14 protein-coding genes are annotated in these 23,617 nt (G+C 65.2%); 10 read left to right on the top strand and 4 right to left on the bottom strand.

Annotated elements, in window-relative coordinates; all coding sequences use genetic code 11:
* The first annotated feature begins 43 nt into the window (after positions 1–43).
* The 4 genes from FRC98_RS20115 (at position 44) to FRC98_RS20100 (ending at position 7,083) form a co-directional block, all read left to right on the top strand.
* Complete coding sequence (locus FRC98_RS20115) at positions 44–874, top strand: hypothetical protein (RefSeq protein WP_146983356.1); 831 nt, start codon at positions 44–46, stop codon at positions 872–874.
* A gap of 459 nt (positions 875–1,333) precedes the next feature.
* Positions 1,334–2,731 carry a cytochrome ubiquinol oxidase subunit I gene (locus FRC98_RS20110; RefSeq protein ID WP_146983354.1) on the top strand — a complete coding sequence of 466 codons (1,398 nt, stop codon included), beginning with the start codon at positions 1,334–1,336 and terminating at the stop codon, positions 2,729–2,731.
* A 9-nt stretch (positions 2,732–2,740) separates the two neighbouring features.
* Entirely contained in the window at positions 2,741–3,778 is a 1,038-nt protein-coding gene (locus tag FRC98_RS20105; protein ID WP_230467850.1) for a cytochrome d ubiquinol oxidase subunit II, read from the top strand.
* 794 nt (positions 3,779–4,572) lie between these two features.
* The gene (locus FRC98_RS20100; RefSeq protein WP_146983353.1) at positions 4,573–7,083 is read left to right on the top strand and encodes a hypothetical protein; all 2,511 of its coding nucleotides are present in this window, start codon (positions 4,573–4,575) and stop codon (positions 7,081–7,083) included.
* Positions 7,084–7,268: 185 nt separating this feature from the next.
* On the opposite strand, the gene FRC98_RS20095 is transcribed toward FRC98_RS20100, so the two are convergent.
* A complete protein-coding gene (locus FRC98_RS20095; protein ID WP_230467849.1) occupies positions 7,269–7,862 on the bottom strand; it encodes a DUF2231 domain-containing protein in 594 nt (197 codons plus the stop codon).
* A 748-nt stretch (positions 7,863–8,610) separates the two neighbouring features.
* Here FRC98_RS20095 and FRC98_RS20090 point away from each other — a divergent pair.
* The gene (locus tag FRC98_RS20090; RefSeq protein ID WP_146983350.1) at positions 8,611–10,059 is read left to right on the top strand and encodes a flavin-containing monooxygenase; all 1,449 of its coding nucleotides are present in this window, start codon (positions 8,611–8,613) and stop codon (positions 10,057–10,059) included.
* Between the two features lie 104 nt (positions 10,060–10,163).
* Here FRC98_RS20090 and FRC98_RS20085 read toward each other — a convergent pair whose 3' ends face one another.
* From FRC98_RS20085 to FRC98_RS20070, 3 genes are all read right to left on the bottom strand, one after another.
* On the bottom strand, positions 10,164–10,448 hold the full coding sequence (locus FRC98_RS20085; RefSeq protein ID WP_146983348.1) for a hypothetical protein: 285 nt from the start codon (positions 10,446–10,448) through the stop codon (positions 10,164–10,166).
* A gap of 448 nt (positions 10,449–10,896) precedes the next feature.
* Positions 10,897–11,511, bottom strand: a complete 615-nt coding sequence (locus FRC98_RS20075) for a hypothetical protein (RefSeq protein WP_146983346.1) — start codon at positions 11,509–11,511, stop codon at positions 10,897–10,899.
* Positions 11,512–11,918: 407 nt separating this feature from the next.
* Positions 11,919–12,323: a four-helix bundle copper-binding protein gene (locus tag FRC98_RS20070; RefSeq protein ID WP_146983345.1), complete on the bottom strand. Its 405-nt coding sequence runs from the start codon at positions 12,321–12,323 to the stop codon at positions 11,919–11,921.
* Positions 12,324–12,738: 415 nt separating this feature from the next.
* On the opposite strand from FRC98_RS20070, the gene FRC98_RS21870 reads away from it, so the two are divergent.
* The 5 genes from FRC98_RS21870 (at position 12,739) to FRC98_RS20030 (ending at position 23,420) form a co-directional block, all read left to right on the top strand.
* On the top strand, positions 12,739–13,860 hold the full coding sequence (locus FRC98_RS21870) for a putative metal-binding motif-containing protein (protein WP_230467848.1): 1,122 nt from the start codon (positions 12,739–12,741) through the stop codon (positions 13,858–13,860).
* Positions 13,861–13,936: 76 nt separating this feature from the next.
* Complete coding sequence (locus tag FRC98_RS20055; protein WP_146983344.1) at positions 13,937–14,131, top strand: CsbD family protein; 195 nt, start codon at positions 13,937–13,939, stop codon at positions 14,129–14,131.
* A 188-nt stretch (positions 14,132–14,319) separates the two neighbouring features.
* Positions 14,320–16,302 (top strand): LVIVD repeat-containing protein, encoded by a 1,983-nt coding sequence (locus tag FRC98_RS21865; RefSeq protein ID WP_230467847.1) that lies wholly within the window; start codon positions 14,320–14,322, stop codon positions 16,300–16,302.
* A 467-nt stretch (positions 16,303–16,769) separates the two neighbouring features.
* Positions 16,770–19,595 carry a hypothetical protein gene (locus tag FRC98_RS20035; RefSeq protein ID WP_230467846.1) on the top strand — a complete coding sequence of 942 codons (2,826 nt, stop codon included), beginning with the start codon at positions 16,770–16,772 and terminating at the stop codon, positions 19,593–19,595.
* Between the two features lie 1,119 nt (positions 19,596–20,714).
* Positions 20,715–23,420 carry a right-handed parallel beta-helix repeat-containing protein gene (locus FRC98_RS20030; protein ID WP_146983340.1) on the top strand — a complete coding sequence of 902 codons (2,706 nt, stop codon included), beginning with the start codon at positions 20,715–20,717 and terminating at the stop codon, positions 23,418–23,420.
* Positions 23,421–23,617: the final 197 nt, after the last annotated feature.

The raw sequence follows: 23,617 nt of genomic DNA, 5'->3' as shown, positions 1-23,617 counted from the left end.
TCGCTGCTTCGATCGAAACCACTTCATGCGCCCCGACACCCCGATGAAGACCATCGCGGAGTACGTCTTCGGCCGCTCCACGCAGAAAAACCACGTGGAGATTCACGCGGCGATGGTCATGTCCAACCACCTGCACATCATCCTGACCGACCTCAAAGGCCGTCGCAGCGACTTCATGCGCGACGCGATGAGCAGCATCGCGCGGGCACGAAATAAAGATCTGGAACGCAGCGACCACTTCTGGGACGGACGTCAGTACTGCGACACCATCCTCCTCGATCGCGACGCCGAGGAGCGCAAACTTCTCTACACCTGGCTCAACCCGGTGGTCGCCGACCTGGTCGAACGCGCCGACCAGTGGCCCGGCTTCAAGATCATGCCCAGAGACTGGGGCAAACCCATGCGAGTTCCCAAGCCCGACGTCTTCTTCGGCCGCCGCTCCCCCGAATACGTCGAGTTCATTCCGCAGCCCCCGCCGGGCTACAGCCACATGTCGCTTGAGGAGGTCAAAGCTCATTTCGAAGATCTTCTCAAAAAGGCCGAAGACGCCCTCATCGCCGCGCGAGAGCGTGAAAAGAGGCCTATCGGCAGCGTCGACGCCATCCTCGCAATCGACCCCTTTAGCCGCCCCTCAACGCCCTCCCCGGCCGGAAAACTCAGCCCCCGCTTCGCCTCCAAAAACCCCGACACGCTCATCGCCGCCATCGCCCGAGAGCGGGCCTTCCGCAGCGAATACGCCCGCCAGCGAGAGCGCTGGCTCAAAGGCCAAAAGCGCGTCGTATTCCCCTGCGGCACGGTCTGGCTGCGATACAACGCCCCCATCACCTGTCAGGACCTCGACCCGACCGAGGCCGGGCTGGCCTGCACGATGTAACCAGGCCGCATACCCACAACACGGGATCCCACACGCCACGCGAAAAGACCGCTCAACGTTCATCGATGATGCGGCGATGCACACCTCTGTCCGCCCCAACGCACTGCTGAAGTTTCAACCCGCGAAACCGACCTTCTCGCAAGAAGTCCGCCCCCAAATACCCCCTCTTTTACCTCCCCACGCCCCCCTCTTACACCTCCCCGCCTCCCTCCTCGCCGATTTTACCTCAAAACTGCCTCCACCTCCCCCACATCCCCACACAAAACCACTCGCACACGCCCATAAAACCGCCCCCATGCCCTTCTCTCGGTCGGCCCTTTGTCCATCTCTCGGTCGGTCAGATACGGCGAAAATTCGCGACGAAACCACCCTCCTCCCCCTCACAACGCACTCGCCACATTCACCACCGTGCCTACCCTCCCCCCACAACCGCTGACTCCTCTCCGGGGACCCACACCCATGGAAGATCTCCTCGCTGCTCGCAGCCAGATGGCCATGTCGCTGGCCTTCCACATCATCTTAGCCGTCGTCGGCATGGCCATGCCCCTGCTCATGATCATCGCCGAAGGCCGCTGGCTCCGCACCGGCGACCCCATCTTCCGCGAGCTCGCAAAACGCTGGGCCCGCGGCACCGCCATCATCTTCGCCGTCGGCGCCGTCAGCGGCACCGTGCTCTCGTTTGAACTCGGCCTGCTCTGGCCCACCTTCATGGAACACGCCGGCCCGCTCGTCGGCATGCCCTTCTCCCTGGAAGGCTTTGCCTTCTTCCTGGAGGCCATCTTCCTGGGCATCTACCTCTACGGCTGGGAGCGCATCAGCCCCCGCGCCCACTGGCTCGCCGGCCTCATGGTGCTCCTCTGCGGCACCGCCTCGGGCATCTTCGTGGTCACTGCCAACGCCTGGATGAACGCCCCCACCGGCTTCGACTTCATCGACGGCCAATTCGTGAACATCCGCCCCTGGGAGGCGATGTTCAACCCGATGTGGTTCACCCAGTGTGCCCACATGGTCATCGCCGCCTTTCAGTCGGTCGCCTTCGCCGTCGCCGGCATCCACGCCGCGATGCTGCTGCGGGAGCACCGCAACACCTTCCACCGCCACGCCATCGCCATCGCCCTCCCCATCGCCGCCATCACCGCCCTGGCCCAACCCCTGATGGGCGACCTCCTCGCCAAAGCCACCGCCGAGAACCAACCCGTCAAACTCGCCGCCATGGAAGGCCACTTTGAGACCGAAACCCGGGCGCCACTACGCATCTTCGGCCTCCCCGACGAGGACGCCCGCACCACCCCCTACGCCATCGAAATCCCCGGCGTACTCAGCTTCCTGGCCTACGGCGACTTCGACGCGGAAGTCCGCGGCCTCAACGACTTCCCCCGCGACGAGTGGCCTCCCGTGGCCATCGTGCACATCGCCTTCCAGATCATGGTCGCCTCAGGCATGTGGATGCTCGCCATCAGCCTGCTCGGCGTCTTCCTCAGCTGGCGCCGGCGCCGCCTCTTCACCGCCCGCTGGTACCTGTGGCTCCTCGTCATCACCGCCCCGATGGGCATCATCGCCATCGAGGCCGGCTGGGTCGTCACCGAGGTCGGCCGCCAACCCTGGGTCATCCAGGGCTACATGCGCACCGCCGACGCCGTCACCCCCATGACCAACCTCGTCGTCCCCTTCACCGTCTTCTCCATCCTCTACCTGGTGCTCTCGGTGATCGTTGTCTACCTGCTCTGGCGCCACGTCTTCCAGAGCCCCGACCTCGACACCCTCCAGACCCTCAAAGACGCCGCCCCACCTGCCTCCGAGCCCCCTCGCGCCGACACGCCCGACACATCCAACGCCCCCCTCCCCGACTCCGACTGAGGTGCCACCATGCTCGAACTTCCCATGATCGTGGCCGCCATCATCGTGCTCGCCCTCATCGTCTACCTCCTCACCGGCGGAGCCGACTTCGGCGGCGGCATCTGGTACCTCTTCGCCACCGGCGAACGCAAAGACGCCCAACGACGCGCCCTCACCGACGCCATCGCCCCCATCTGGGAGGCCAACCACGTCTGGCTCATCCTCGTCGTCGTGCTCCTCTTCGTCTGCTTCCCGCCGGCCTTCGCCGCCATCATGACCGCCCTGCACATCCCCCTGACCTTGATGCTTCTGGGCATCGTACTACGCGGCTCTGCCTTCGCCTTTCAGTCGTACTCCGCCGGCGCCCACCGCCTGGAGCGACGCTCCGCCCGCGTCTTCGCCATCGCCAGCGTCATCACCCCCTTCCTCCTTGGCATCTGCGCCGGCGCCATCGCCTCCGGCGACATCCGCCGCCTCGAGTCCGGCGCCATCGACACCAACTTCATCTCCGAGTGGCTGCAACCCTTTCCCTTCGCCATCGGCGCGCTCACGCTGGCCCTCTGCGCCTTTCTGGCCGCCGTCTACATGACGGTCGAAGCCGACACCGCCCCCCTCAAAGACGACTTCCGCCGCCGCGCCCTCTGGAGCGCGCTGGCCACCGGCGCCTGCGCCTTCGCCGCCATCCTGCTCGCCATGCGCGACGCCCCGCTTGTCTGGACCGGCCTCACCAATGCCCGCTGGGCCATCCCCTTCCAACTCATCACCGCCCTGGCCGCCCTCCTCGCCATCGCCGCCCTCTGGACGCGACGCTTCCACCTCGCCCGCACAGCCGCCGCCCTCCAGGTCGCCCTCATCCTCCTGGGCTGGGCGCTCGCGCAGTTCCCCTACCTGGTCTACCCCGACATCCGCATCACCGAGGCCGCCGCCGAGACCGCCGTCCTACGCCCCGTCCTCATCGCCCTGGCCCTGGGCAGCGCGCTCCTCCTCCCCGCCTTCGTCTACCTCTACAAAATCTTCAAACCCGGCCCCTCCGCCCACACCGCCCCCTCACCCGACGAGGCAGCATGATCGCCTCCAAACCCGCATACATACTGAACCTTGCCCATCTCCCGGTCGGCCCAAAACCGCATAGACACTCAGCCTTGTCCTTCTCTCGGCCTGCCCCCCCCCCCCCCCAAAAGACCGCATAAACGTTGACCCTCGTCCGTCTCTCGGTCGGTCACAACACAACCTCCATCAACTCCCACACGACCGCCTCAAAACCGCACCACCACGCCACCGCGTCTGTCTCCCGGTCGGCCCAAAACCGCATAAACACTCAGCCTTGCCCTTCTCTCGGTCGGCCCCCCCTCACCCCTCAAAAGACCGCATAAACGTTGACCCTCGTCCGTCTCTCGGTCGGACACAACACAACCTCCATCAACTCCCACACGACCGCCTCAAACCTGCACCACCACGCCACCGCGTCTGTCTCCCGGTCGGCACAAGACCGCATAAACACTCAGCCTTGTCCTTCTCTCGGTCGGTCACAAAACCCGAATAAACACTCAACTTCGTCCATCTACCGGTCGGCTCAACTCCACACCATCTCGCCACCTCGCCCGTCTCTCGGTCGCGACAAAACCGCACCACCACGCCACCGCGTCTGTCTCCTGGTCGGCCCAAAACCGCATATTCACTCAACCTTGTCCTTCTCTCGGTCGATCACAGAAACACCTCAACCCGCCCTCCTCTTGGTTTCCCCCCCCCCGACACTACGTTTACTAACTCGGAGCGGCCTTCCATCGTTGGCTCCGCACATCGAAACACTCGCCGCGCACCGCACGCCGCGAACACCAACATGTGTCCCCGGGGGGAGTCTCATGACGCTGCCGAAGCATGCCCGAACCACGCTCGCGCTACTGACCGCAATGCTCTTAAGCACGGGCGGCTGCTCGCCAGCCTTCGACGACCCCGACACGACCGACCATCGGCGCTCCGAGAGCCTTCACCAAACCCCAGCTCTCATCGACACACCGACCCAAACCACGACCTGCCGCGACGCCGGCGTCGAACTCGGCGTCCTGCGCTCCGAGCGATGGGTCGCCTGCCAGCTCGACTTAAGCCACTTAAGCACTGGCGGGCACACCTTCACACAATCCTCGGACTTCCTCGCCAACGGAGAAGTCTGCGCCGAGCTCCTCGACCTCTCCCTCGAACTCTACCCCAGCGCCCAGGGCCCGGCCCTTGCATGGACCTCCCTCAACGATCGCAACATCGACGCCCTCTTCATCCAGGGCGCAAACGCCGGCAACCTCTACACCTACCGCCCCACCGTTGACTCCGACGAGGGCGTGCACGCCCCACCCGATGGCGCGTCCTGGGCCGACATCGACAACGTCTCATTCTGCGTCGAGCGTGCCCTGACCGCGCACTTCTCGCTCGTCCCCGGCTCGGTCGGCCCCTACGACTGGCACATCAAAAAAGTCGCCGCCCCGGAGCTCTTAGAACTCGGCCCCGACGCATCTGGCGAGGTCGACTATAAGGTCATCGTCAGCGCAACCGACATCGGCCCCCGCGAGATCTTCGTCGAAGGCGTCGCCTACATCACCAACACCACCGCGGCCGACGCCCACATCGAGAGCGCCACCATCGAAGTCGAAGGGCTGGTCGGCGAACTCGACTGCGACGTGAACTTCCCCCACGCCTTGCAAAGCCAGTCTGGACTTGAGTGCACCTACCTTCTGACGGGCTTTGGTGAGTCCCAAAACGAGAGCATTATCAACGCCCTCCTCACCATCGAAGTCAGCGACGAGAGCCCCACCCGCGGCGCACGCGCTACCCAATCAACCCTCCTCAGCGTCCCGCCCCTCGACGCCCTCGACCGCGTCATCGTGCGCGACGGCGACGACATCCGCGCCCCCTGCCCCTTCGACGCCCAGCCCTGCATCTTCGAATACACGCGCACCTTTGAGTGCCCCTTCGACCAGGGCATCGACGCGCGCGAAGCGCGACTCACTGACACCGACCAAACTGCCCGCGCCCCAGTCAAAATCGACTGCGCCGAGACCGACCTTCAGGGCCAACTCCTCGTTCAAACCTTCGCCGACGCCAGCTTCCACGGCGCCTACGTCTGGACCATCGAGAAAAGCGCCAACCCCGCGCTCCTGGAACTTGGCCCCAACGCATCTGGCGAGGTGACCTACACGTTAAACGTCTCCGCCCGGGACACCGGCGAGTCGTATTACGTTGTGGAGGGCTTCGTTCGCGTCTTAAACCTCACGGAGTTCGACGCCGAAATGGCCGACATCTCCGTGATGGTCGGTCAGCGTGAAGCTATCGTCGACTGCGACGCCCCCTTCCCCATCACCATCTTCGCCGGCGCCAACCGAGTCTGCGCCTACACCATCGAAGACATCGACCCCACCGAGACGGCAGTCGAAACCCGCGTCGAAGTCACCCCCACAAGCGTAGTCGGCGGCGTCATCGGCCAGGGCGACATCTCCTACGACAGCCGCCCGCCAGAGTCCCTGGAGACAGTTCAGGTTCGCGCTCTTGTCGACGGCATCGAAGTTCTGGACGAGCCCTGCCACTGGCAACAACCCTGCACCTTTGAGTACACCCGCACCTTCTCCTGCCCCCTGGACGAGGGCGCCTACTTCGACTCCGCCTACCTCCCGGCGACCGGCCAGAGCGCCGACGCCCGCATCGACGTCGTCTGCGAAGACGCCGAACCTCAAGGAGAACTCCGCATCCAGAGCGCCGCCTTGACCAGCTACACCCGTACTTACCGCTGGACCATCGACGCCACCGCGAGACACGAGCAACTCCTGCTCCAACCGGGCCAAACAACCCGAGTCGACTACCTCGCCATCATCACCGGCCAGGACCATGTCGACAGCAACCACCTCGCCCAGGGGCCGGTCTACATCACCAACCCCACCGAGTTCGACGCTCTGATCGAGAGCGTCACGACCCGCGCCGGCGACACCCCCGGCAGCGTCGACTGCGGCCTCTCTTTCCCCTACCTACTGCAGGCTGGCCGAGGCCTCGAATGCACCCAGACGATCTCAAACTTGAGCGGCAACGAGCCCCGCAGCGAAGTCCTCGTGAAGGTCGACCCCACAAGCGAAGTCCTCGGCGGCGTCTCCCGCTGGAACCTCGACTGGGGCCCACCCACGACCCACCTCTTCCGCGACGTGACCGTGCGCGCCGAAGTCGAAGGGGTTCGGAAGATCGAACAAAACTGCTCCTGGGACTCCGGCTGCACCCTCCAGTACAGCGCGAGCTTTCGCTCCCCGCACGATGAAGGTCCGCAGGTCAGCACAATCACCATCGTCGAACCTGGCCTGGAGCAGCGCGTCTCCATCGATGTCGTATGCAAGGGACACTAACCGCCCCCCTCGCAGAGCCGACCTCCGAAAGACCGCATCAACACTGAACCTTGTCGGTCTCTCGGTCGGACCACAACCGCGTATTCACTGCCCCACGTCCGTCTCTCGGTCGGACCACAACCGCATAAAAGCTGGATCTTATCTGCCTCTCGGACGGACAGATCCCCGCACTCACTCCCCTCACGTCACGACGGAGGCATCGGAGGATTGAACCTCAACTGCGGAGCCACCTCCCCATCCTTCAACTCCTCAACCACATGTTTCGCCCCCTCCCTGACGTTCGCCGCCCCCGTCCCGACCACCCGACGCGCATTTTTGGGCAACAATTCCGGCGACTTCTCCTCGCGCACGCCCCCCGCCCGCTCCACCCCCGCGCCATGCCGGTACACCAACTCCCCGCCCAACCACGCCGTGTAAAAGAGTCCCGCCAACCCTCCAAAACCGCTGAGCAGATACCCCGGACTCGGCTCTTTCATCCGCCTTCGCCAGCCGACCATCACCAGCGCCGCCGCCGTGATCCCCAGGTTGAGGTTGCGATGCGTCACGAGCTTCGCGCGGGCCTCCTCCCCCTCCAGGTGCACAGCCTCCTGGGCCACAAGCCCCGAAACACTGGAGAGCACGCCCCCCACAGCCGTCAGCCCCATCGCGCGCCGCCCAAGCTCACAGAGCCCGCGCTGGCCTGTGAACTTGCCCAGCACATCAGCGCCTATCGCCACCGGCATCAACGCCAGCGGCATATGAACCAGCATCGGATGCAGCACATGAAGTCGAGTCGCCATAAACGCTCCGTTCAAAGGTGGACGACAACCGTCGCCGGTGTCTGTGATCTCTTTGAAAGATTGCCGCGCGACCGCCATTGTCGAACTCCCCCCTCGACCAGCACGACACCGCTCGCCAGAACGAGCCTCCAAAACCGCACCCTCACGCCACGTTGTCCTTCTCTCGGTCGGCCCACAACCGCATAAACACTCAACCTCGTCCTTCTCTCGGTCGGTCACAACTCAGCCTCAACCAACACACACACGACCGCCGAAAACCCGCACCCTCACGCCACGTTGTCCTTCTCTCGGTCGGCCCACAACCGCATAAACACTCAACCTCGTCCTTCTCTCGGTCGGTCACAACTCAGCCTCAACCAACACACACACGACCGCCGAAAACCCGCACCCTCACGCCACGTTGTCCTTCTCTCGGTCGGCCCACAACCGCATAAACACTCAACCTCGTCCTTCTCTCGGTCGGTCACAACTCAGCCTCAACCAGCGCACACACGACCGCCGAAAACCCGCCCCATCACGCCACGTCGTCCTTCTCTCGGTCGGCCCACAACCGCATAAACACTCAACCTCGTCCTTCTCTCGGTCGGACATTCACCGCATAAACACACACCCTCACCCATCTCCCGGTCGACCTCTCATCTGCACAATCACTCAACCTCGTCCTTCTCCCGGTCAGCCTGTCGCCCAACCGATGCTCACGCTACGATAACGCGCACACCCCGCAACCTCCCCACACCCCGACCGCCCCATGCCCACCCACCTCGACGTCCTCATCATCGGCGCCGGCCTCTCCGGCATCTGCGCCGGCCACTACCTCCAAAAGGAATGCCCCCAAAAATCCTTCGCCATCTTAGAGGGCCGCGCCTCTCTCGGCGGAACCTGGGACCTCTTTCGCTACCCCGGCGTCCGCTCCGACTCCGACATGCACACCCTGGGCTTCTCCTTTCGCCCCTGGCCCAACCCACAAGCCATCGCCGACGGCCCCTCCATCCTTAGCTACCTCCACGACACCGCCCGGGAGACCGGCCTCGACCGCAAGATCCGCCACAACCACCGCGCCGAACACGCACGCTGGTCCTCCGATGACGCCCGCTGGACGGTCATCTCCCGGCACCCCGAGACCGGCGAAGAATGCGTCCACACCTGCAACTTCCTCTGGTTTTGCACCGGCTACTACCGCTACGAACACGGCCACATGCCCGACTACCCCGGCGCCGAGCGTTTCCGCGGAGAACTCGTGCACCCGCAACTCTGGACCGACGACATCGACTACGCCGGCAAAAAAGTCGTCGTCATCGGCAGCGGCGCCACCGCCGTCACCCTCGTCCCGTCGATGGCCCAGCGCGCCGCGCACGTCACCATGCTGCAACGCTCCCCGAGCTACGTGATGTCGATGCCCGAAGAAGACGCCCTCTCCCAGTCCATGACCCGCATCTTCGGCAAATCCCTCGGCGCCAACCTCACCCGCTGGAAAAACATCCTCCGGCTGATCCTCTTCTACCAATTCGCTCGCCGCATGCCCGCAGCCGCCCGCGCCTTCATCACCAAACAGGTCCGCAACACCATCGGCGACGTCGTCGACGTCGATGCCCACTTCAACCCCACCTACGACCCCTGGGACCAACGCGTCTGCTTCGTCCCCGACAACGACCTCTTCGACGCACTCCGCGACGGCACCGCCTCAATCGTCACCGACCACATCGAATCCTTCACCGAGACCGGCATCCAACTCCGCTCCGGCGAACATCTCGACGCCGACCTCGTCGTCAGCGCCACCGGCCTCGACGTCATGGTCGCCGGCGGTACCACCCTCGAAGTCGACGGCAAACCCGTCCACCCCGGCCAGGAGACAATGTACAAAGGCGCCATGCTCAGCAACGTCCCCAACGCCCTGATGTCCGTCGGCTACACCAACGCCTCCTGGACCCTCAAATGCGAGCTCATCAGCCAGTGGACCTGCCGCCTCCTCCACCACATGGACCAGCACAACCACCGCATCGTCACCCCGCGCCTCCCCGAAGGCACCACCGCCGACCGCCCCCTCATCGACTTCAACTCCGGCTACATCCAACGCGCCCTCGACGAGCTCCCCAACCAGGGCGAACGCCTGCCCTGGCGCCTTTATCAAAACTATATTCTGGACAGTGTTCTGTTTCGCTTCGCCCCCATCGCCGATGATGCGCTGGTCTTCGAGTGATGCGCCTTACGCAGACCTCGCAAGCTCGCCGCTCACGCAGCGCGCATGGCGTTTGAGCCCTATTCTATGCGCCTCACATCACCTTAAGCGTCGCAGCCCCAACCTCAACGCAGCGACTCCCGGCGATAGAGCGCGAGCAACATCGCCAACGCCTCCCGCACCTCATTCCGCACATCCGAGGAGTAGAAACCCTCAACACCCCCGTACTCCTCCAAAATCTCCTGAACATAACGAAGCTCGCTTCGCGACGCCTCGTCCCCAAAGTCCTCCGCACGCAACGCAGCCAGGGGCTCGGCCGCCTCTTGCAACGCCTCCAGCATCCCCGTCCGGGTGTCCGCCCAGAAGATGATCTCCACGGCTGCATGAAGTTTGCTAGAAACCTTGGTCATGTCCTACCTCGACTCGATCTCGAACTATGGATCGGATTCAACACCCGCAAATCACCGCAAACCCGCATCATCGCTGCTCGATGTCGGTCTCTCGGTCGGCCAAAAGATGCACTCTCCCCAACTCCCTCACGAACCTCCCCACACCGCAAACCCCGACGCCCCGCAACCACCCAACCACCCAACCACCCAACCACCCAACCACCCAACCACACGCCACTCCCCCCAACCCCCTCACGAACCTCCCCACACCGCAAACCCCGGCGCCCCACAACCACTTAACCTCATAACCACCCAACCACACGCCACTCCCCCCATCCCCCTCACGAACCTCCCCACACCGCATCCCTCCCAAGCCCCACAACCACCCAACCACCCAACCACCTAACCACAAAAGCGAACCTCCCACCCCACACACGCCACTCCCCACACCGCATCCCTCCCAAGCCCCTCACTCCCCCCGCACCTCCTCCAACCCCTCCCGTATCGCCCCCACCTCGTACCTCCCCTTCAACCGCTCCTCCAGCGCCTCATCGATCGCAAACGACTCCCCATCCCACACCACCACGCTCGTGTAGGGAAACTCCGGCGATCGGCGCTCTTCGGCCTGCTCCGCCGGCCTGTCATGCAGGTAAGTCGCCGTGAAGATCGGCGCCGGCAAGCGCTCCTCGCCGACTTCTTCGAAGATCACAGCGAGCATCTGGGAGGACTCCCAGGGCCCCAGACGGGCGACGTAATAACCCTCCCAGCCGCGGGGGCCGTGGCCGAGAATGAAGGTGCGAAAGCCCTCGAAACGCTCCGGCTCAAAGATATAGAGCAGCGCCTCATCATAGGGCCCGATCGGGCCGAAGATCACATCAAAGGCAAGACGCGTAAAGTCGCCGTGCTGCGCCTTGGCCGCGCGCAGCGTCTCCTCCTCGTTCACCCAGGGGGCTTCAAAAAGTCGGCGAGCCTCGATGGGGATGACGACCTCATACGCCCGCTCCTCCCCCGAAGGCTCCGACCCTGGCTCTACGCCCGCCCTCGCCAGCTCCCCCTCCCCTTCTTGCTTTTGCGCCCTCGCCACCGCACGCGTCGCCTCATCGCCCGCTCCCCCCTCGGCGGCCCTCCGCGCATCTGCCGACCGCGCGCGCTCGGCGCCTGGCCCCTCCGCCGAAACCCTCGACGAGGCGCAACTCGCGAGCAACATCAGCGCCAAAACCATCCCAATCACTCTGCTGGACGCGCGACGAAAACGTCGTTCGCCCCTGGCATTCCCCTGAAACATAGACGTCATCCCGAGCTCCAGTCATAAAGGTGTGGCGCGCGCTCCGCGCGCCCTCTTCTCAACGACGCGCGGGGGCGCGCGCATTTCGACGTCTTCAGCTTCTTCAGCCCGGTCGATGCCGCCCCCCGACAACGCTCTCTTTGATGCAACAGGTCGGGCACCTCAACACGGCGCCCCTCTTTCAACATGTTAGACGCCCCCGCACATCACGCCAGCGCGTCGATCGCCTCATGAAACGCCTTCAACGTGTTGCGACAGGCCTGCGCGCAGATGCGGCAATGCTCCATCGCCTCGGCGTGGCGCTCACACTCCTCGGCGCAGACCCGCGTGGCCACCGCGCTGGCCTGAAGCTGGGAGTAGAGAATCGTGCGATCGCGCTCATCGTAGCGCACCAGCTGGTGGGCGGTCGCCTCACAGCTCTCCGCGCACGCCAGGCAGCGGCGTATACACTCGCGCATCTCCTCCACCTTCTCCTCGGCCAGGCAGGCGTCGGCGCAGAGCACGCAGAACTGCGCGCACATCCGCACCTCATTGAGCGTGGTGGCCAGCAGGTCGGCCTCCAGCGGTGGTGTTAAGGGGTGAGACTCGATCATCTGACGTAGGTTGGCCATCGCGTCCTCGCGTGGTGTGGGAAGGGAGCAAACTCCGAAAACCTGAGGGCGAAACTAAACACAATCCCCCGCCCCTCGAAGTCGTCCGGACTCCCCCCTTCTGTGACATCTTCGCCACCTTACGCCTCCCCCCTCGCGCTCCGGCTGCACATCCCCGCCCCCCCAACCAAAGATGCCCGGGGCCTGTGCCTGCCCTTTCCATTGCCAGCCCGGGGGCCCCGCACAACGCGCGGCCTTTTCTACAATCCTCGTCGGTGATGGAGCACACCATGGCCAACCATCCGCGCAAAAGACCTCGCATCGACACTAACTTAAGGTGTATTCCTTTCTTTTCCCTACATCTCCTGCTAGCTTCCGCGCCGTTGGCCCCCGGCCAAAACCTTCGGTTGCGACGAACACCCCTCAGAGGCCCCCGATGATGCGCTCCTCCCTGGCCCCCCTCCTCGCCCTCCTCCTTCTGACCTCGGCGCTTCTTGTCGGCTGCGGCGATGACGGCACCGCCGGCACCACCCCGACCTGCTCCGCCGACGAACTTCTGGACCAGCAGGCCAACCTCTGCGTTCCGCGAGACGGCGGCGATGAGCCCGACGCCGGCGACGACACCGACACCGACATCGAGCCCGATGTCGACGATGAGCCCGACGTCGACGATGAGCCCGACACCCCCGGCCCCGAGTGTGACGCCGACAACGACGGCATTCTCAGCTACGCCTGCGGCGGCGCCGACTGCGACGACAACGACGCCAACACCTACCCCGGCGCCATCGAGATCTGCGACGGCAAAGACAACACCTGCGACAACATCGTCGACGAGGGCGTCAGCTGCTCCTTCTACGCCCACACCGCAGACGGCCTCTACTCCATCAACCCCTTCGATGGCACCGCCAACCGCGAGTCCGATCTCATCGACTGGGATGGCGAATGGGTCCGCCTCCTCGACATCGACACCCACCCCAACGGCGTCCTCTTCGGTGTGACCCGCTACGATCTCTACGCCTTCCACGACGCCGAAAACATCTGGATCCGCGTGGCCTGGATGGGCGGCGCCGACATCGGTGAGCCCAACGGCCTGGCGATCGACGGCTTCGGCACCGCCTATGTCACCGCCGAAAACAGCTTCCTCAAATTCGACCTGGCCGAAGTCGAAGCCATCCTCGACGAGCACGGCTTCGACGAGACCGAGTTCGAAGACCTCATCCTCAGCCCCGAAGAGATCACCGTCACCGGCGACACCACCTACATCTCCAGCGGCGACTGCGTGGTCAACAAGCAGAACACCTTCTACATGACCTCCAAGCACGAGGAAGCCCAGGACCACCTCGTCGAAATCGACCGCACCACCGGCGACGCCGTCAACCGCGGCGCCACCGGCTTCGACAGCATCTACGGCCTGACCGCCGGCTGGAGCAAACTCTTCGGCATCACCAGCTCCGGTGAGCTCCTGGAAATCAACCCGAACGACGGCTCCGCCGAGCTCATCCACGACTTCGGCGACTCCAAACGCTGGTACGGCTCTGCCTCCACCCCGCAGCGCTAAACGCTTGAATTTTCCCGCATCGCGTTCAGGTTCCCCGCTACACCACTCACACACACCGTGACACAAAGGAGTAGCGATGAACCGCGACCAGACACAGGGACAGTTCGAGCAACTCAAAGGCAAAGCCAAACGCATCTGGGGTGAGCTCACCGACGATGACGTCAAAAAAGCCGAAGGCTCCGCCGATAAGCTCTACGGCATCATCCAGGAGCGTTTTGGCGACTCCAAAGAGTCCATCAAGAAAAAACTCGACCGCACGAGCATGAACTAAGGCTCGCCGTCGAGCCGCCCGCCAGATAGCGGGCATTCTCCCGCGCCGCGCCGCTCTTTCGAGAGCGCCGGCGCGGGATTTTTTTTGCCCGATTTCAAAAACTTTAGATCCAAACCCACAGCGCTCCGTTTGAAGACCTGTAACCCATCTCGCGCCGCCCCCCGGCGTCCCAACTTACGGAGCTTCCCATGCACACCAACGCCTCCCCGACCTCCGCACCTCGCCGCTCGCACCGTCCCCTGGCCGCCCTGACTCTGGCCGCCGCCACCCTCGGCACCCTGGGACTTTTCTTAAGCTCCCCCGTCACCGCGCTCACCCCTCCCCCCCGCCCCATGCCTCGCCCCATCCCGCAGCCCGTCCCCCCGCAGCCCATCCAGCAGGCGCAGTTCGTCTGCGAGGTGCCCACCGAAGCCGCCCGCTCGGTGCAGGTCGCCTTTGAGGAGTACTACAGCTGCGTGCAACCCCTGGCCGCCGAATGGCTCGGCGCCCACCCCCAGCACGTCCCCCTGCTTGAGGCCCAGTACCAGGCCTGGCTCATCGCCCGCGGCCACGACCTGCGCGGCACCCCCGAAGCCGCCCGCTTCGTGCGACGCAACCCCGTCGACTTCAACGACCGCACCATCGAGCTCACCTCCGCCCAGGTTCAAGAGCTCGCCCCCAACCTCTCCGCCGAGCCGGCACGCGTCCGCGGTGAGCTCCAGCGCATCTTCGTCGACCGCGACAACAAGCGCATGTTCCTCACCAGCGCCGAAGAAGGCCTCGTCTCCCTGAGCATCGCGCGCCGCTACGCCTACGAGGTCGAAGGCAGCTCCAACCACACCGGCTCCAAAGACTTCTTCGTCATCGACGCCAACCATGCGGTTATCGAAGACGCCTCGGAGGTCGGCGGCGCCCGCGACCTGGTGATCCTGGACATCTCCGACCGCGAAGATCCCCGTGAAGTGCGCCGCCTCGTCGGCGCGCTCCCCCACGTCAGCCACGCCCCGGCCTACCTGCACAGCCTGCCGGCCACACCGCCCTCCTTCGACCAGTACCGGCTGATGCGCCAGGGCAAACTGCAGTTCGCCCAATGCGGCGCCCCCCCCACCGTCTCCACCCACCCCGGCGTCGCCTGCCGCCCCGACGGCTCCTGCTACGTGCAAAAGATCAAACAAACCCCCGACACCGGCATCTGCGAGCGCCACGTCAACCCGGCTGTCATCGGCCGCCCCCGTCCGATGCCCCGCCCCACTATCGATGAACGTATCTCCGAGCTCGAAGACAGCGCCCCGATGACTGGCCGCATGGGTAGCGCTGCTCCCGCCCCTCAGCGCCGCTCCCGCGCCGCCTCCGCACCCCCGATGGCCGCCGCCGAAATGGCCGCCCCCGCTCCCCTCGACCGCGGCGCCCCGCGCCAGGAGATGGACACCCGCGCCAACGCCCCCATGCCCGACGGCGGCGCCGGCGGCGCCGGCTCGCTCAGCCAGATGATGCTCTACGGCAACACCCTCTACGTGCTCAGCGCCGCCGGCAACATCGCGCAGGGCTGGTTGACCAGCTTCGATGTCTCCAACCCCCGCCAGCCGCGCCTGCGCCACATCATCGGCCTCGACAACGGCCCCGAAGCCCTGCAACGCCACGACAACCTCCTGCTCATCGCCGGCCGCGACGCCGTGATGACCGCCTCGCTCGGCACCCCGCACGCCCCCCGCCTGCTCGGAGAGTTCCGCCAGTTCTGCCCCGTCAACTACGACCCCGTCGTCGTCCAGGGCACCGTCGCCTACCGCACTATCATCGTGGACCAGCCCCGCAGCCGCTGCACCTCTCGCCTCGAAGTCATCGACTTAAGCCAACCCCACAGCCCCACCCTGCGTACCACCCTGCCCATCAGCCGTCCCCGCGGCCTGGCCGTCCTCGGTGAGCGCCTCTTCGTCGCCGACGAACACCACGGCGTGCAGATCTTCGACCTGAGCGACCCCGTCGCCCCGAGCTACGCCGCCACCTGGCAGATCTACGGCGTCAAAGACCTGGTCGTAAGCGACTTCGACCTCTTCGCCCTCAGCCCCAACGAGGTGCAAACCTTCGACCTCGCCCCCCTCTACCAGCGCGACATCGACCTCCAAAAAGTCGCCTCCGAAACCCGAGGCCACCTCACCGTCGTGCGCGCATCCAACCACCGCGTCGAGCGCTGACACCTTAAACGCTATCACCTCTCCACCCCACTCGCCCCCCGACCATGCGCCGGGGGGCGATTTTTTTGTCCCTCACCACCGGGCCCCCCGCATCACCGGGTTTTCAGTCGCTTTCAGACCACCTCCTTCTCTCCCCTGAACGCCGCTATCGGTGCGCCCATACGGCTGATTTCCCCGCTCCGACACCTCCCAAAACCTCGCCAGACGCTCCCAGGCACCCTTGGTTGCGCATCGCGCTTTTGCTACCCCTTCCGATCCGAGCTTCCTGCGTCTTCGCACGACCACGCAACCAGGGAGAGCCCCGCGCGCCGCCCTACACAGGGACATTTTGCTTCGTTCCCCGGAACATCGAGCACATCCTCCATTACCGGCAGCCCGCATCGAGAACACGCGCTCCCCCGCAAGCGCTCCGACGCCCTACAACCCCATCACCACGCAGACCCAACGCTCAAAGGAAGGAGTCTCCTATGTTCACCCTGCGCGCCCTGCTCACCTTGAGCCTCATCGCCTCCCTGACCATGGGCTGCGGAGGAAGCGACGCCGACACCGACACCCCCGACGCCGCTCCCGATATCACCGACACCGACGCCGGACCCGACGCCGACACCACCGACGCCGACCTGGACCCCGACGCCGACACCGATCCCGACGCCGACTCGGACCCCGACGCCGATACCGATCCAGACGTTGATCCAGACGTCGACCCGGACCCCGACGCTGATACAGATCCAGACGTCGACCCGAACCCCGACGTCGACCCGGACCCCGACGTCGACCCCGATCCCGAACTCGGCGCCCTCATCATCACCCTCGAAGGTCTCCCCGACGGCAGCGCCTGGCCCCAGATCACCTTGAGCGGCCCCGAAGGCAACACTCCCGTCGATCAAGACGAGCACCTCGAAGAGCTCCCCGTCGGCGACTACACCCTCAGCGCCGCTCCCTTCACTGTAGAGCCCGCCATCTACGAAGCTGCACCGGTCGAGCTCACCATCGAGGCCGACCAGACCACCGAAGTCTCCCTGAACTTCACCGTCCTCCCTGGCCAACTCGACGTCAACGCCACCGGCCTCCCCGCCGGCGCAAACCTCCAGGCCACCCTTGTCGGCCCGGCCCCGGAAACCACATCACAAAACATCGCCGGCGCGCAGTCCTTCGACGACCTGACCCCGGGCGAATACCTCCTCACCTACGAAGACGTCCTGATCGACGACGTCTCCCACAGCCCCTCCCCCGAATCCCTCAACCTCACCATCACCAGCGACGAAATCACCTCCGCCTCCACCACCTACACCGTCCCCTCGGGCACCCTCACCATCACCCACAGCCTCCCCGATCAGGGCACACTCGCCCTCTCCCTCACCAACACCCTGGGTTACAGCCAGCAGGTCACCCTCAACGGCTCCGGCTCCACCCCGCTTCAACTTCCCGTGGGCGACTACCAGTTCAGTCTGGACAGCAACGACCTGGGCACCGACGTCTACGGCAACCCTTATTTTGTGCTCGGCCTCGACGCGAGCTTCTCCCTGGGCGACGGCCAGGGTCTCACCGCTGCCATCACCGCCCCCGCACCCACCCAGGTGCTGCGCGCTGATGACCAGGGCCTCGGCTCATTACGCGAAGTCCTCGGTCGCGTCCTGCCCGGCAGCCTCGTCACCTTCGCCCCCGGTCTCACTCAGGTCACCACGACCTCTCAGATCACCATCGACAAAGAGATCTCCATCGTCGGCCCCGGCCCAGACGTCCTCACGTTAACCACCTCCGGCGAACACCGCCTCTTTGAATTCGACGCCAATGCCGACGTGCATCTCGAAGCGCTGCGCATCGCCGAGATCGACGCCATACTCGACCCGGGCATGGGCGGCGCCATCTTGAGCCGCGGCCTCTTCAGCCTGCGCAACCTCATCTTCGAGGCCGTCGAAAACGTCGGCGACGCCGGCGGCGCCATCGCCATCGAAGCCACCACCGGCGACATCCTCATCGAGGACACAACCTTCTCCGACAACGCCGTCTCCGGCCGCGGAGGGGCCATCGCCATCGAGTCCGCCTCACACCATGTCTACATGGAACGCGTGATCTTCGACGAGAACGAAGCCCTCTCCTACGGCGGAGCCATCTACAACGATGGCAACCTCACCATCTCCGACGCCATCTTCACCCGGAACGCCGCCATGTTCATGTCCTCCGGTGGCGCGATCTATCACTCCGCCCTTTTTTCGAGCCAACTTCGCATCGAGCGCGCCCTCTTCGCCGACAACCGCGCTGATAGCTCCGGCCGCGCCATCAGCTCCGGTAGCTCCACGGAGCTGACCAACGTCACCTTCTTCAACAACACCACTGCCAACTGCGATCCCGCCTACTACCAGCGCCAGGGCTCCGCCTCGTTTGCCAACGTCACCTTCGCCGAACACTTCAACGCTCCCACATCCGCGCTTCAGGCCAGCGACAGCGGCAATGCCTCCATCGAACTCAAAGCCTCCGTGATCGCAGGCGACGGCGTCCCCCTCGCAAGCGATTGCTCCCAGGACCTTGAGTTCTACCCTCCGGCGCCCATCACCTCCCTGGGCCACAACTACCTCCAGACCAACTCCCCCTACCTCATCACCGACCCCACCGATACCGTGGGCACCACTGCATCCCCCCTGCCCAACCCACTCGCCACCCTGGCCGATAACGGCGGCTTCAGCCACACCATGGCCGTGACCGGCGACGAAAACATCACCGCGCTGAGTCTTCCCGCAGCCTCCTGCACCGACACAACCGGCCAGCCCCTGACCGAAGACCAGCGCGCAGAGACTCGCCCCACCGCCGACCAATGCACCGCCGGTGCCTTTCAGGCCACCCCCATCCCCGTGAACCTCGAAACCTTCGACGGACATGGGCTCAGCGGCTCAAGCTACACCGCCACACACTTCACCACCGACGCAGGCTTCACCTGGAGCGTGATCGGCGCACGCTCCGAAGACGTCTACCCCATCGATGGCGAAGGCATCATCTTGCGGGGCAAGGGATCGTCGCTGGCCAGTGTCGGCCTCAGCGGCGGAGTTAACGAGGTCAGTGTCGACTTCCGCAAGGCCTTCACCGGACAGACCCCACGACACCTCACGCTCTCCGTCAACGGCACCATCGTCGCCACAAGCCCTATCTTCGGCGACGTCTCCGGCCCCGATGAGACCGTCTACACCCTCAGCGCCGATAACCTCAACATCTCCGGCTCCTTCTCCATCGTGGCCCGCGTCCGCAGCGAGACCGACAACCCCACGCAGATCGTCATCGATAACCTGACCTGGCGCTGAACCGACCCAAATCCTCCAACACGCACCACACATACCCCTGCCCAGATAAAACGCCCCGGGAGCACTCCCGGGGCGTTCCTCATTCCACCAGACGCATTCCCCGACAAACCCAACCTCAGGACGCACACCCCCAAAACCCCGAATCCCCAGTCCCCATGCGCTTCGGATCGATGTCCGCAAAATCAAAATCGCGTTCCGAACCCTTCCGACACCCTCCCGCACATTCCCAAACACCGTCGGAAGCCTCCCCACCTCAACTTTCCAGTTCCAACCCACCTTCGGAAGCGCCCCGAAAGCTCCCTCCCAAAAAAAAGCCGCATCCGAAGCCTCCCCAGACCTCCCCGTCACTTCAGACACTCTTTCCGAGGGTCCGTATCACCCGGCGCACCTCCCAACACACCTTCCGAAGCCTCCCGAAAGCTCCCCTCACCTGCAATCACACCTTCGGAACGCTTCCTCAAGCATCCCGACCCTGCAGTCACACAACACGGAGTCTCCGGAAGGCCTGGTCCCCCTGCAAACCTACGCCACGAAGCGCCCGGAACGCTTTTTCAACTGCAGACACACCCCACGAAGCCTCCAGAACGCCTCCTCTCCCACCACGATCCCGCCACGAAGCCTCCAGCGCCCTCTCTTGCCCCCCACCGAACCCGAACGCACCCACCGTCGCCCCGAAACGCTCGGCCCTCGCCCCACCGAACCCGAACGCACTCAGGGCGGCGACTGGCAAGGAGGCAGGGATGAAGCTGTAGCAGCGCTACCGCGAATCCCTGACGACGCTGCCAGCGTCGTCCTGATGCGCTCGGCACACAACCACAACCCGCGCCCCCCCCTACCCAACGCACGAATCTCCCCACACCGCAAACCCCGACGCCCCACAACCACCCAACCACCCATCCTCAACCCGCGCCCCCCCAAACGCCCTCACGAACCTCCCCACACCGCAAACCCCAACGCCCCACAACCACACAACCACACAACCACCTAACCTCAACCCGCGAACCCCAACGCCCCGACCTCGTTTATTTACGCGTCCCCCCTCGCCTGTTAGACAAGAGAAGTCAGTTCGATCAAGCGGTTAACCGGTGCACAGGCGCACCGCGCGCGGGAGCAGGTCCAATGAACGTCAGCACACTCCGAAACACCCTCACGATCTTCGCCCTGGCCGGCCTTCTGGCCGCCTGCGCCGGAGACGCCACCCCTCTCGAAGAGCTCCCCGAGCCCGACGCCTCAGCCGACGTCGACGCCGGCGACGACACCGACCTCAGCGATACGCCTGACACCGAGCTCCCCGACACCGACACCCCCGACGCACCGCTCCCGGACGCCGACGAACCCGACGCCGACACCGACGAACCCGACGCCGACGAGCCCGACGTCGAAGATCCCATCGGCCCCATCCTGGAGTTCGGAAATGACCTCGAATTAAGCGCCACGGTCGGCGAAAGCGCCACCGGTGAGCTCGCGGTGGCCAACCGCGGCGATCAACCCCTCACCCTCACGCTGGAACCCTCCGACCCCGCGCTGGTCCTCACCCCCACCAGCGCCGAGCTTGCCGCCGATCAGGACGCCACCATCGGCGTGGAGGTCGCCTGCACCGAGCCCGGCTCCTTCACCTACGCCATCACCCTCACCAGCAACGACCCGCAGGCTCCCATAAGCCAGCGCGATGTCACCTTAAGCTGCGAAGCCCTCCCCCTGGGAGAGCTCGTCATCAGCGCCCGGGGCCTCCCCTCAGGCACGAGCTTCGAGACCACCATCTCCGGCCCCGGCGGCTTTGAGGCCTCCCTGGGCGCCCCCACCTCGGTGCCCGATCTCGAGCCCGGCGACTACACCCTGAGCTTCGCTGAGGTCAGCGCGCCCCCGGCCATCTACCGCGCCGAGCCCATTGAGGTCAGCGTCAGCGCCCAGGCCGGCACCGTCGCCCAGGCCGACTTCGAGGCCATCGATGGATCTCTTTCCATCAACGTGACCCTTCCGGCCGGAAGCGCCGCCTCCTTCGAAGTCGTCGACGCCACCGGCCAGCGCGTCGGTCAGTTCTCCACCAACGGCCCCGGAGGCGCCACACTCACCCTGGCCCCCGGCGACCACCGCGTCCGCCTCACCGGCACCGCCCCCACCGACGCCTTTAACAACCCCCTGGACTTCGAGGGCCTCGACCAGCCCGTCGAGGTCCGCTCCGAGCAAGTGGCCTCCGCCACCATCACCGCCCTTAACCCCGCCGAAGTGCGCACCGCCACCGACGGCCAGCCCGGCTCGCTACGCGCCATCGTCACCTCGGTCAATCCCGGCACCGAGATCACCTTTGCCCCCGGACTCGCCCCCCTGACCATCAACCAGGGCACCATCGCCATCAACAAGGCGCTCAGCATCATCGGCCAGGGCCCCGGCCAGACCATCCTTGTGGCCGACCAGCCCACCGGCATCTTCTCGATCATCGGCACCGATGAGGTGCGCTTTGAGAACATGACCCTGCGAGATGTCGCCTCCTCCGGAGTCGGCGGCGCCATCACCGCCAATGCCCCCCTGACGCTTAGCAACCTGCATCTTATCAACAACAGCGCCGCCCGCGGCGGCGCCATCGCCATCAGCGGCAGCGGCAACGACGCCCTGCTCTCCGGCGTCTTTTTGCGCGACAACAGCGCCTCCGAAGAAGGCGGCGCCATCTTCGTCAACGGCCCCTCCCTTGTCGTCGAAGACACCCACTTTGAGAACAACGACGCCGCCGTCGACGGCGGCGCCATCTTCGTGGAAAACGCCTCGGGCTGCGGCCCGCTGACCCTTCGCCGCTCCCTCTTCACCGGCAACACCGCCGGCACCCACGGCGGCGCGGTGCGCAGCGGCTGCGCAAGCGAGGTCGAAAACACCACCTTTGCCAACAACAGCGCCACTCAGCGCGGCGGCGCCTACTACCAGTTCGACGGCGCCGCCTCCCTCTCCTTCGTGACGGTCACAGGCAACAGCGCAGCCGAAGGCGCCGGCGTCATGAGCTACGGCGACGGCCTCACCCCCATGACCCTGCGCGCCAGCATCATCGCCGGCAACCCCCCCACCGGCGCCGACCTCAACGAACTCAAAATCGTCAACGACACCGGCGCAAACCCCGTCGCCTCCCTGGGCCACAACTACGTCGGCCGCACCTCCGCAGGCTCCTTCACCCCCGCCGACTCCGACACCCTCAGCCTCACCACCGCCCTCCCCTCCCCGCTGCTCTCCCTGGCCGACAACGGCGGCCCCACCCACACCGCAGCCGTGGCCCCGGCCTCCATCCCCACGCTCAGCCTGCCCGCGACGTCCTGCCTCGACGCCTGGGATCAACCCCTGACCGAAGACCAGCGCTCCCAACCTCGCCCCGACCGCGCCTTCTGCACCGCCGGCGCCTGGGAAGCCTCCAACGCCGGCGGCTTTGAGGATTTTGAAAACCACGCGCTCAGCGACAATTCGTACTCCAACGACCTTCTTGTGGGCGACGACGGCATCACCTGGGTGCTCGATGACGCGCGGGGCGAACAGAACTACCCCATCGATGGCAAAGGCATCATCCTCCGGACCGGCAGTTCCATCAGCGCCGAAACGATCCCCGGCGGCGTGGGTCTCCTGCTGGTCGATGTGCGCAAAGCCTTCATCGGCACCGGCAGCCGCACGCTCAAAGTCTACATCAACGGCGATCTCATCGGGCAGACTGAACCTTTTGGCGCCGAGAGCGGCGAAGACACCACCGTGCACACCCTCGAACTTCAGGACCTGAACATCAGCGGCGCCTTTAACCTGCGCCTCGAAAGCGCCGGCGAGCAGCTTGTCGTCGACAACCTGCGCTGGCGCTAACCTCCCTACAGCCCCCCAACCCGAGCGCACCCAAAAACCCGAGCGCATCCAGGGCGAAGTCCAGCAAGGAGGCAGGGATGAAGCTGTAGCAACGCTACCGCGAATCCCTGGCGACGACGCTGGCTTCGTCCTGGGGCGCTCGGCAAGGAGCAAGGAGGAGGGTGTAGCAGCGCTACCGCGACGACGCAGCGACACAG

The organism is Lujinxingia vulgaris, from assembly GCF_007997015.1.
GTDB lineage: Bacteria > Myxococcota_A > Bradymonadia > Bradymonadales > Bradymonadaceae > Lujinxingia > Lujinxingia vulgaris.
This window is presented reverse-complemented; position numbering and strand designations above follow the sequence as displayed.

What these genes read in the sequence shown, in the direction of transcription:
- FRC98_RS20115 (WP_146983356.1), top strand. Translation starts at nt 44, where the DNA reads ATGAAGACCATCGCGGAGTACGTCTTCGGCCGCTCCACGCAGAAAAAC.
- FRC98_RS20110 (WP_146983354.1), top strand. Translation starts at nt 1,334, where the DNA reads ATGGAAGATCTCCTCGCTGCTCGCAGCCAGATGGCCATGTCGCTGGCC.
- FRC98_RS20105 (WP_230467850.1), top strand. Translation starts at nt 2,741, where the DNA reads ATGCTCGAACTTCCCATGATCGTGGCCGCCATCATCGTGCTCGCCCTC.
- FRC98_RS20100 (WP_146983353.1), top strand. Translation starts at nt 4,573, where the DNA reads ATGACGCTGCCGAAGCATGCCCGAACCACGCTCGCGCTACTGACCGCA.
- FRC98_RS20095 (WP_230467849.1), bottom strand. Translation starts at nt 7,862, where the DNA reads ATGGCGACTCGACTTCATGTGCTGCATCCGATGCTGGTTCATATGCCG.
- FRC98_RS20090 (WP_146983350.1), top strand. Translation starts at nt 8,611, where the DNA reads ATGCCCACCCACCTCGACGTCCTCATCATCGGCGCCGGCCTCTCCGGC.
- FRC98_RS20085 (WP_146983348.1), bottom strand. Translation starts at nt 10,448, where the DNA reads ATGACCAAGGTTTCTAGCAAACTTCATGCAGCCGTGGAGATCATCTTC.
- FRC98_RS20070 (WP_146983345.1), bottom strand. Translation starts at nt 12,323, where the DNA reads ATGGCCAACCTACGTCAGATGATCGAGTCTCACCCCTTAACACCACCG.
- FRC98_RS21870 (WP_230467848.1), top strand. Translation starts at nt 12,739, where the DNA reads ATGATGCGCTCCTCCCTGGCCCCCCTCCTCGCCCTCCTCCTTCTGACC.
- FRC98_RS20055 (WP_146983344.1), top strand. Translation starts at nt 13,937, where the DNA reads ATGAACCGCGACCAGACACAGGGACAGTTCGAGCAACTCAAAGGCAAA.
- FRC98_RS21865 (WP_230467847.1), top strand. Translation starts at nt 14,320, where the DNA reads ATGCACACCAACGCCTCCCCGACCTCCGCACCTCGCCGCTCGCACCGT.
- FRC98_RS20035 (WP_230467846.1), top strand. Translation starts at nt 16,770, where the DNA reads ATGTTCACCCTGCGCGCCCTGCTCACCTTGAGCCTCATCGCCTCCCTG.
- FRC98_RS20030 (WP_146983340.1), top strand. Translation starts at nt 20,715, where the DNA reads ATGAACGTCAGCACACTCCGAAACACCCTCACGATCTTCGCCCTGGCC.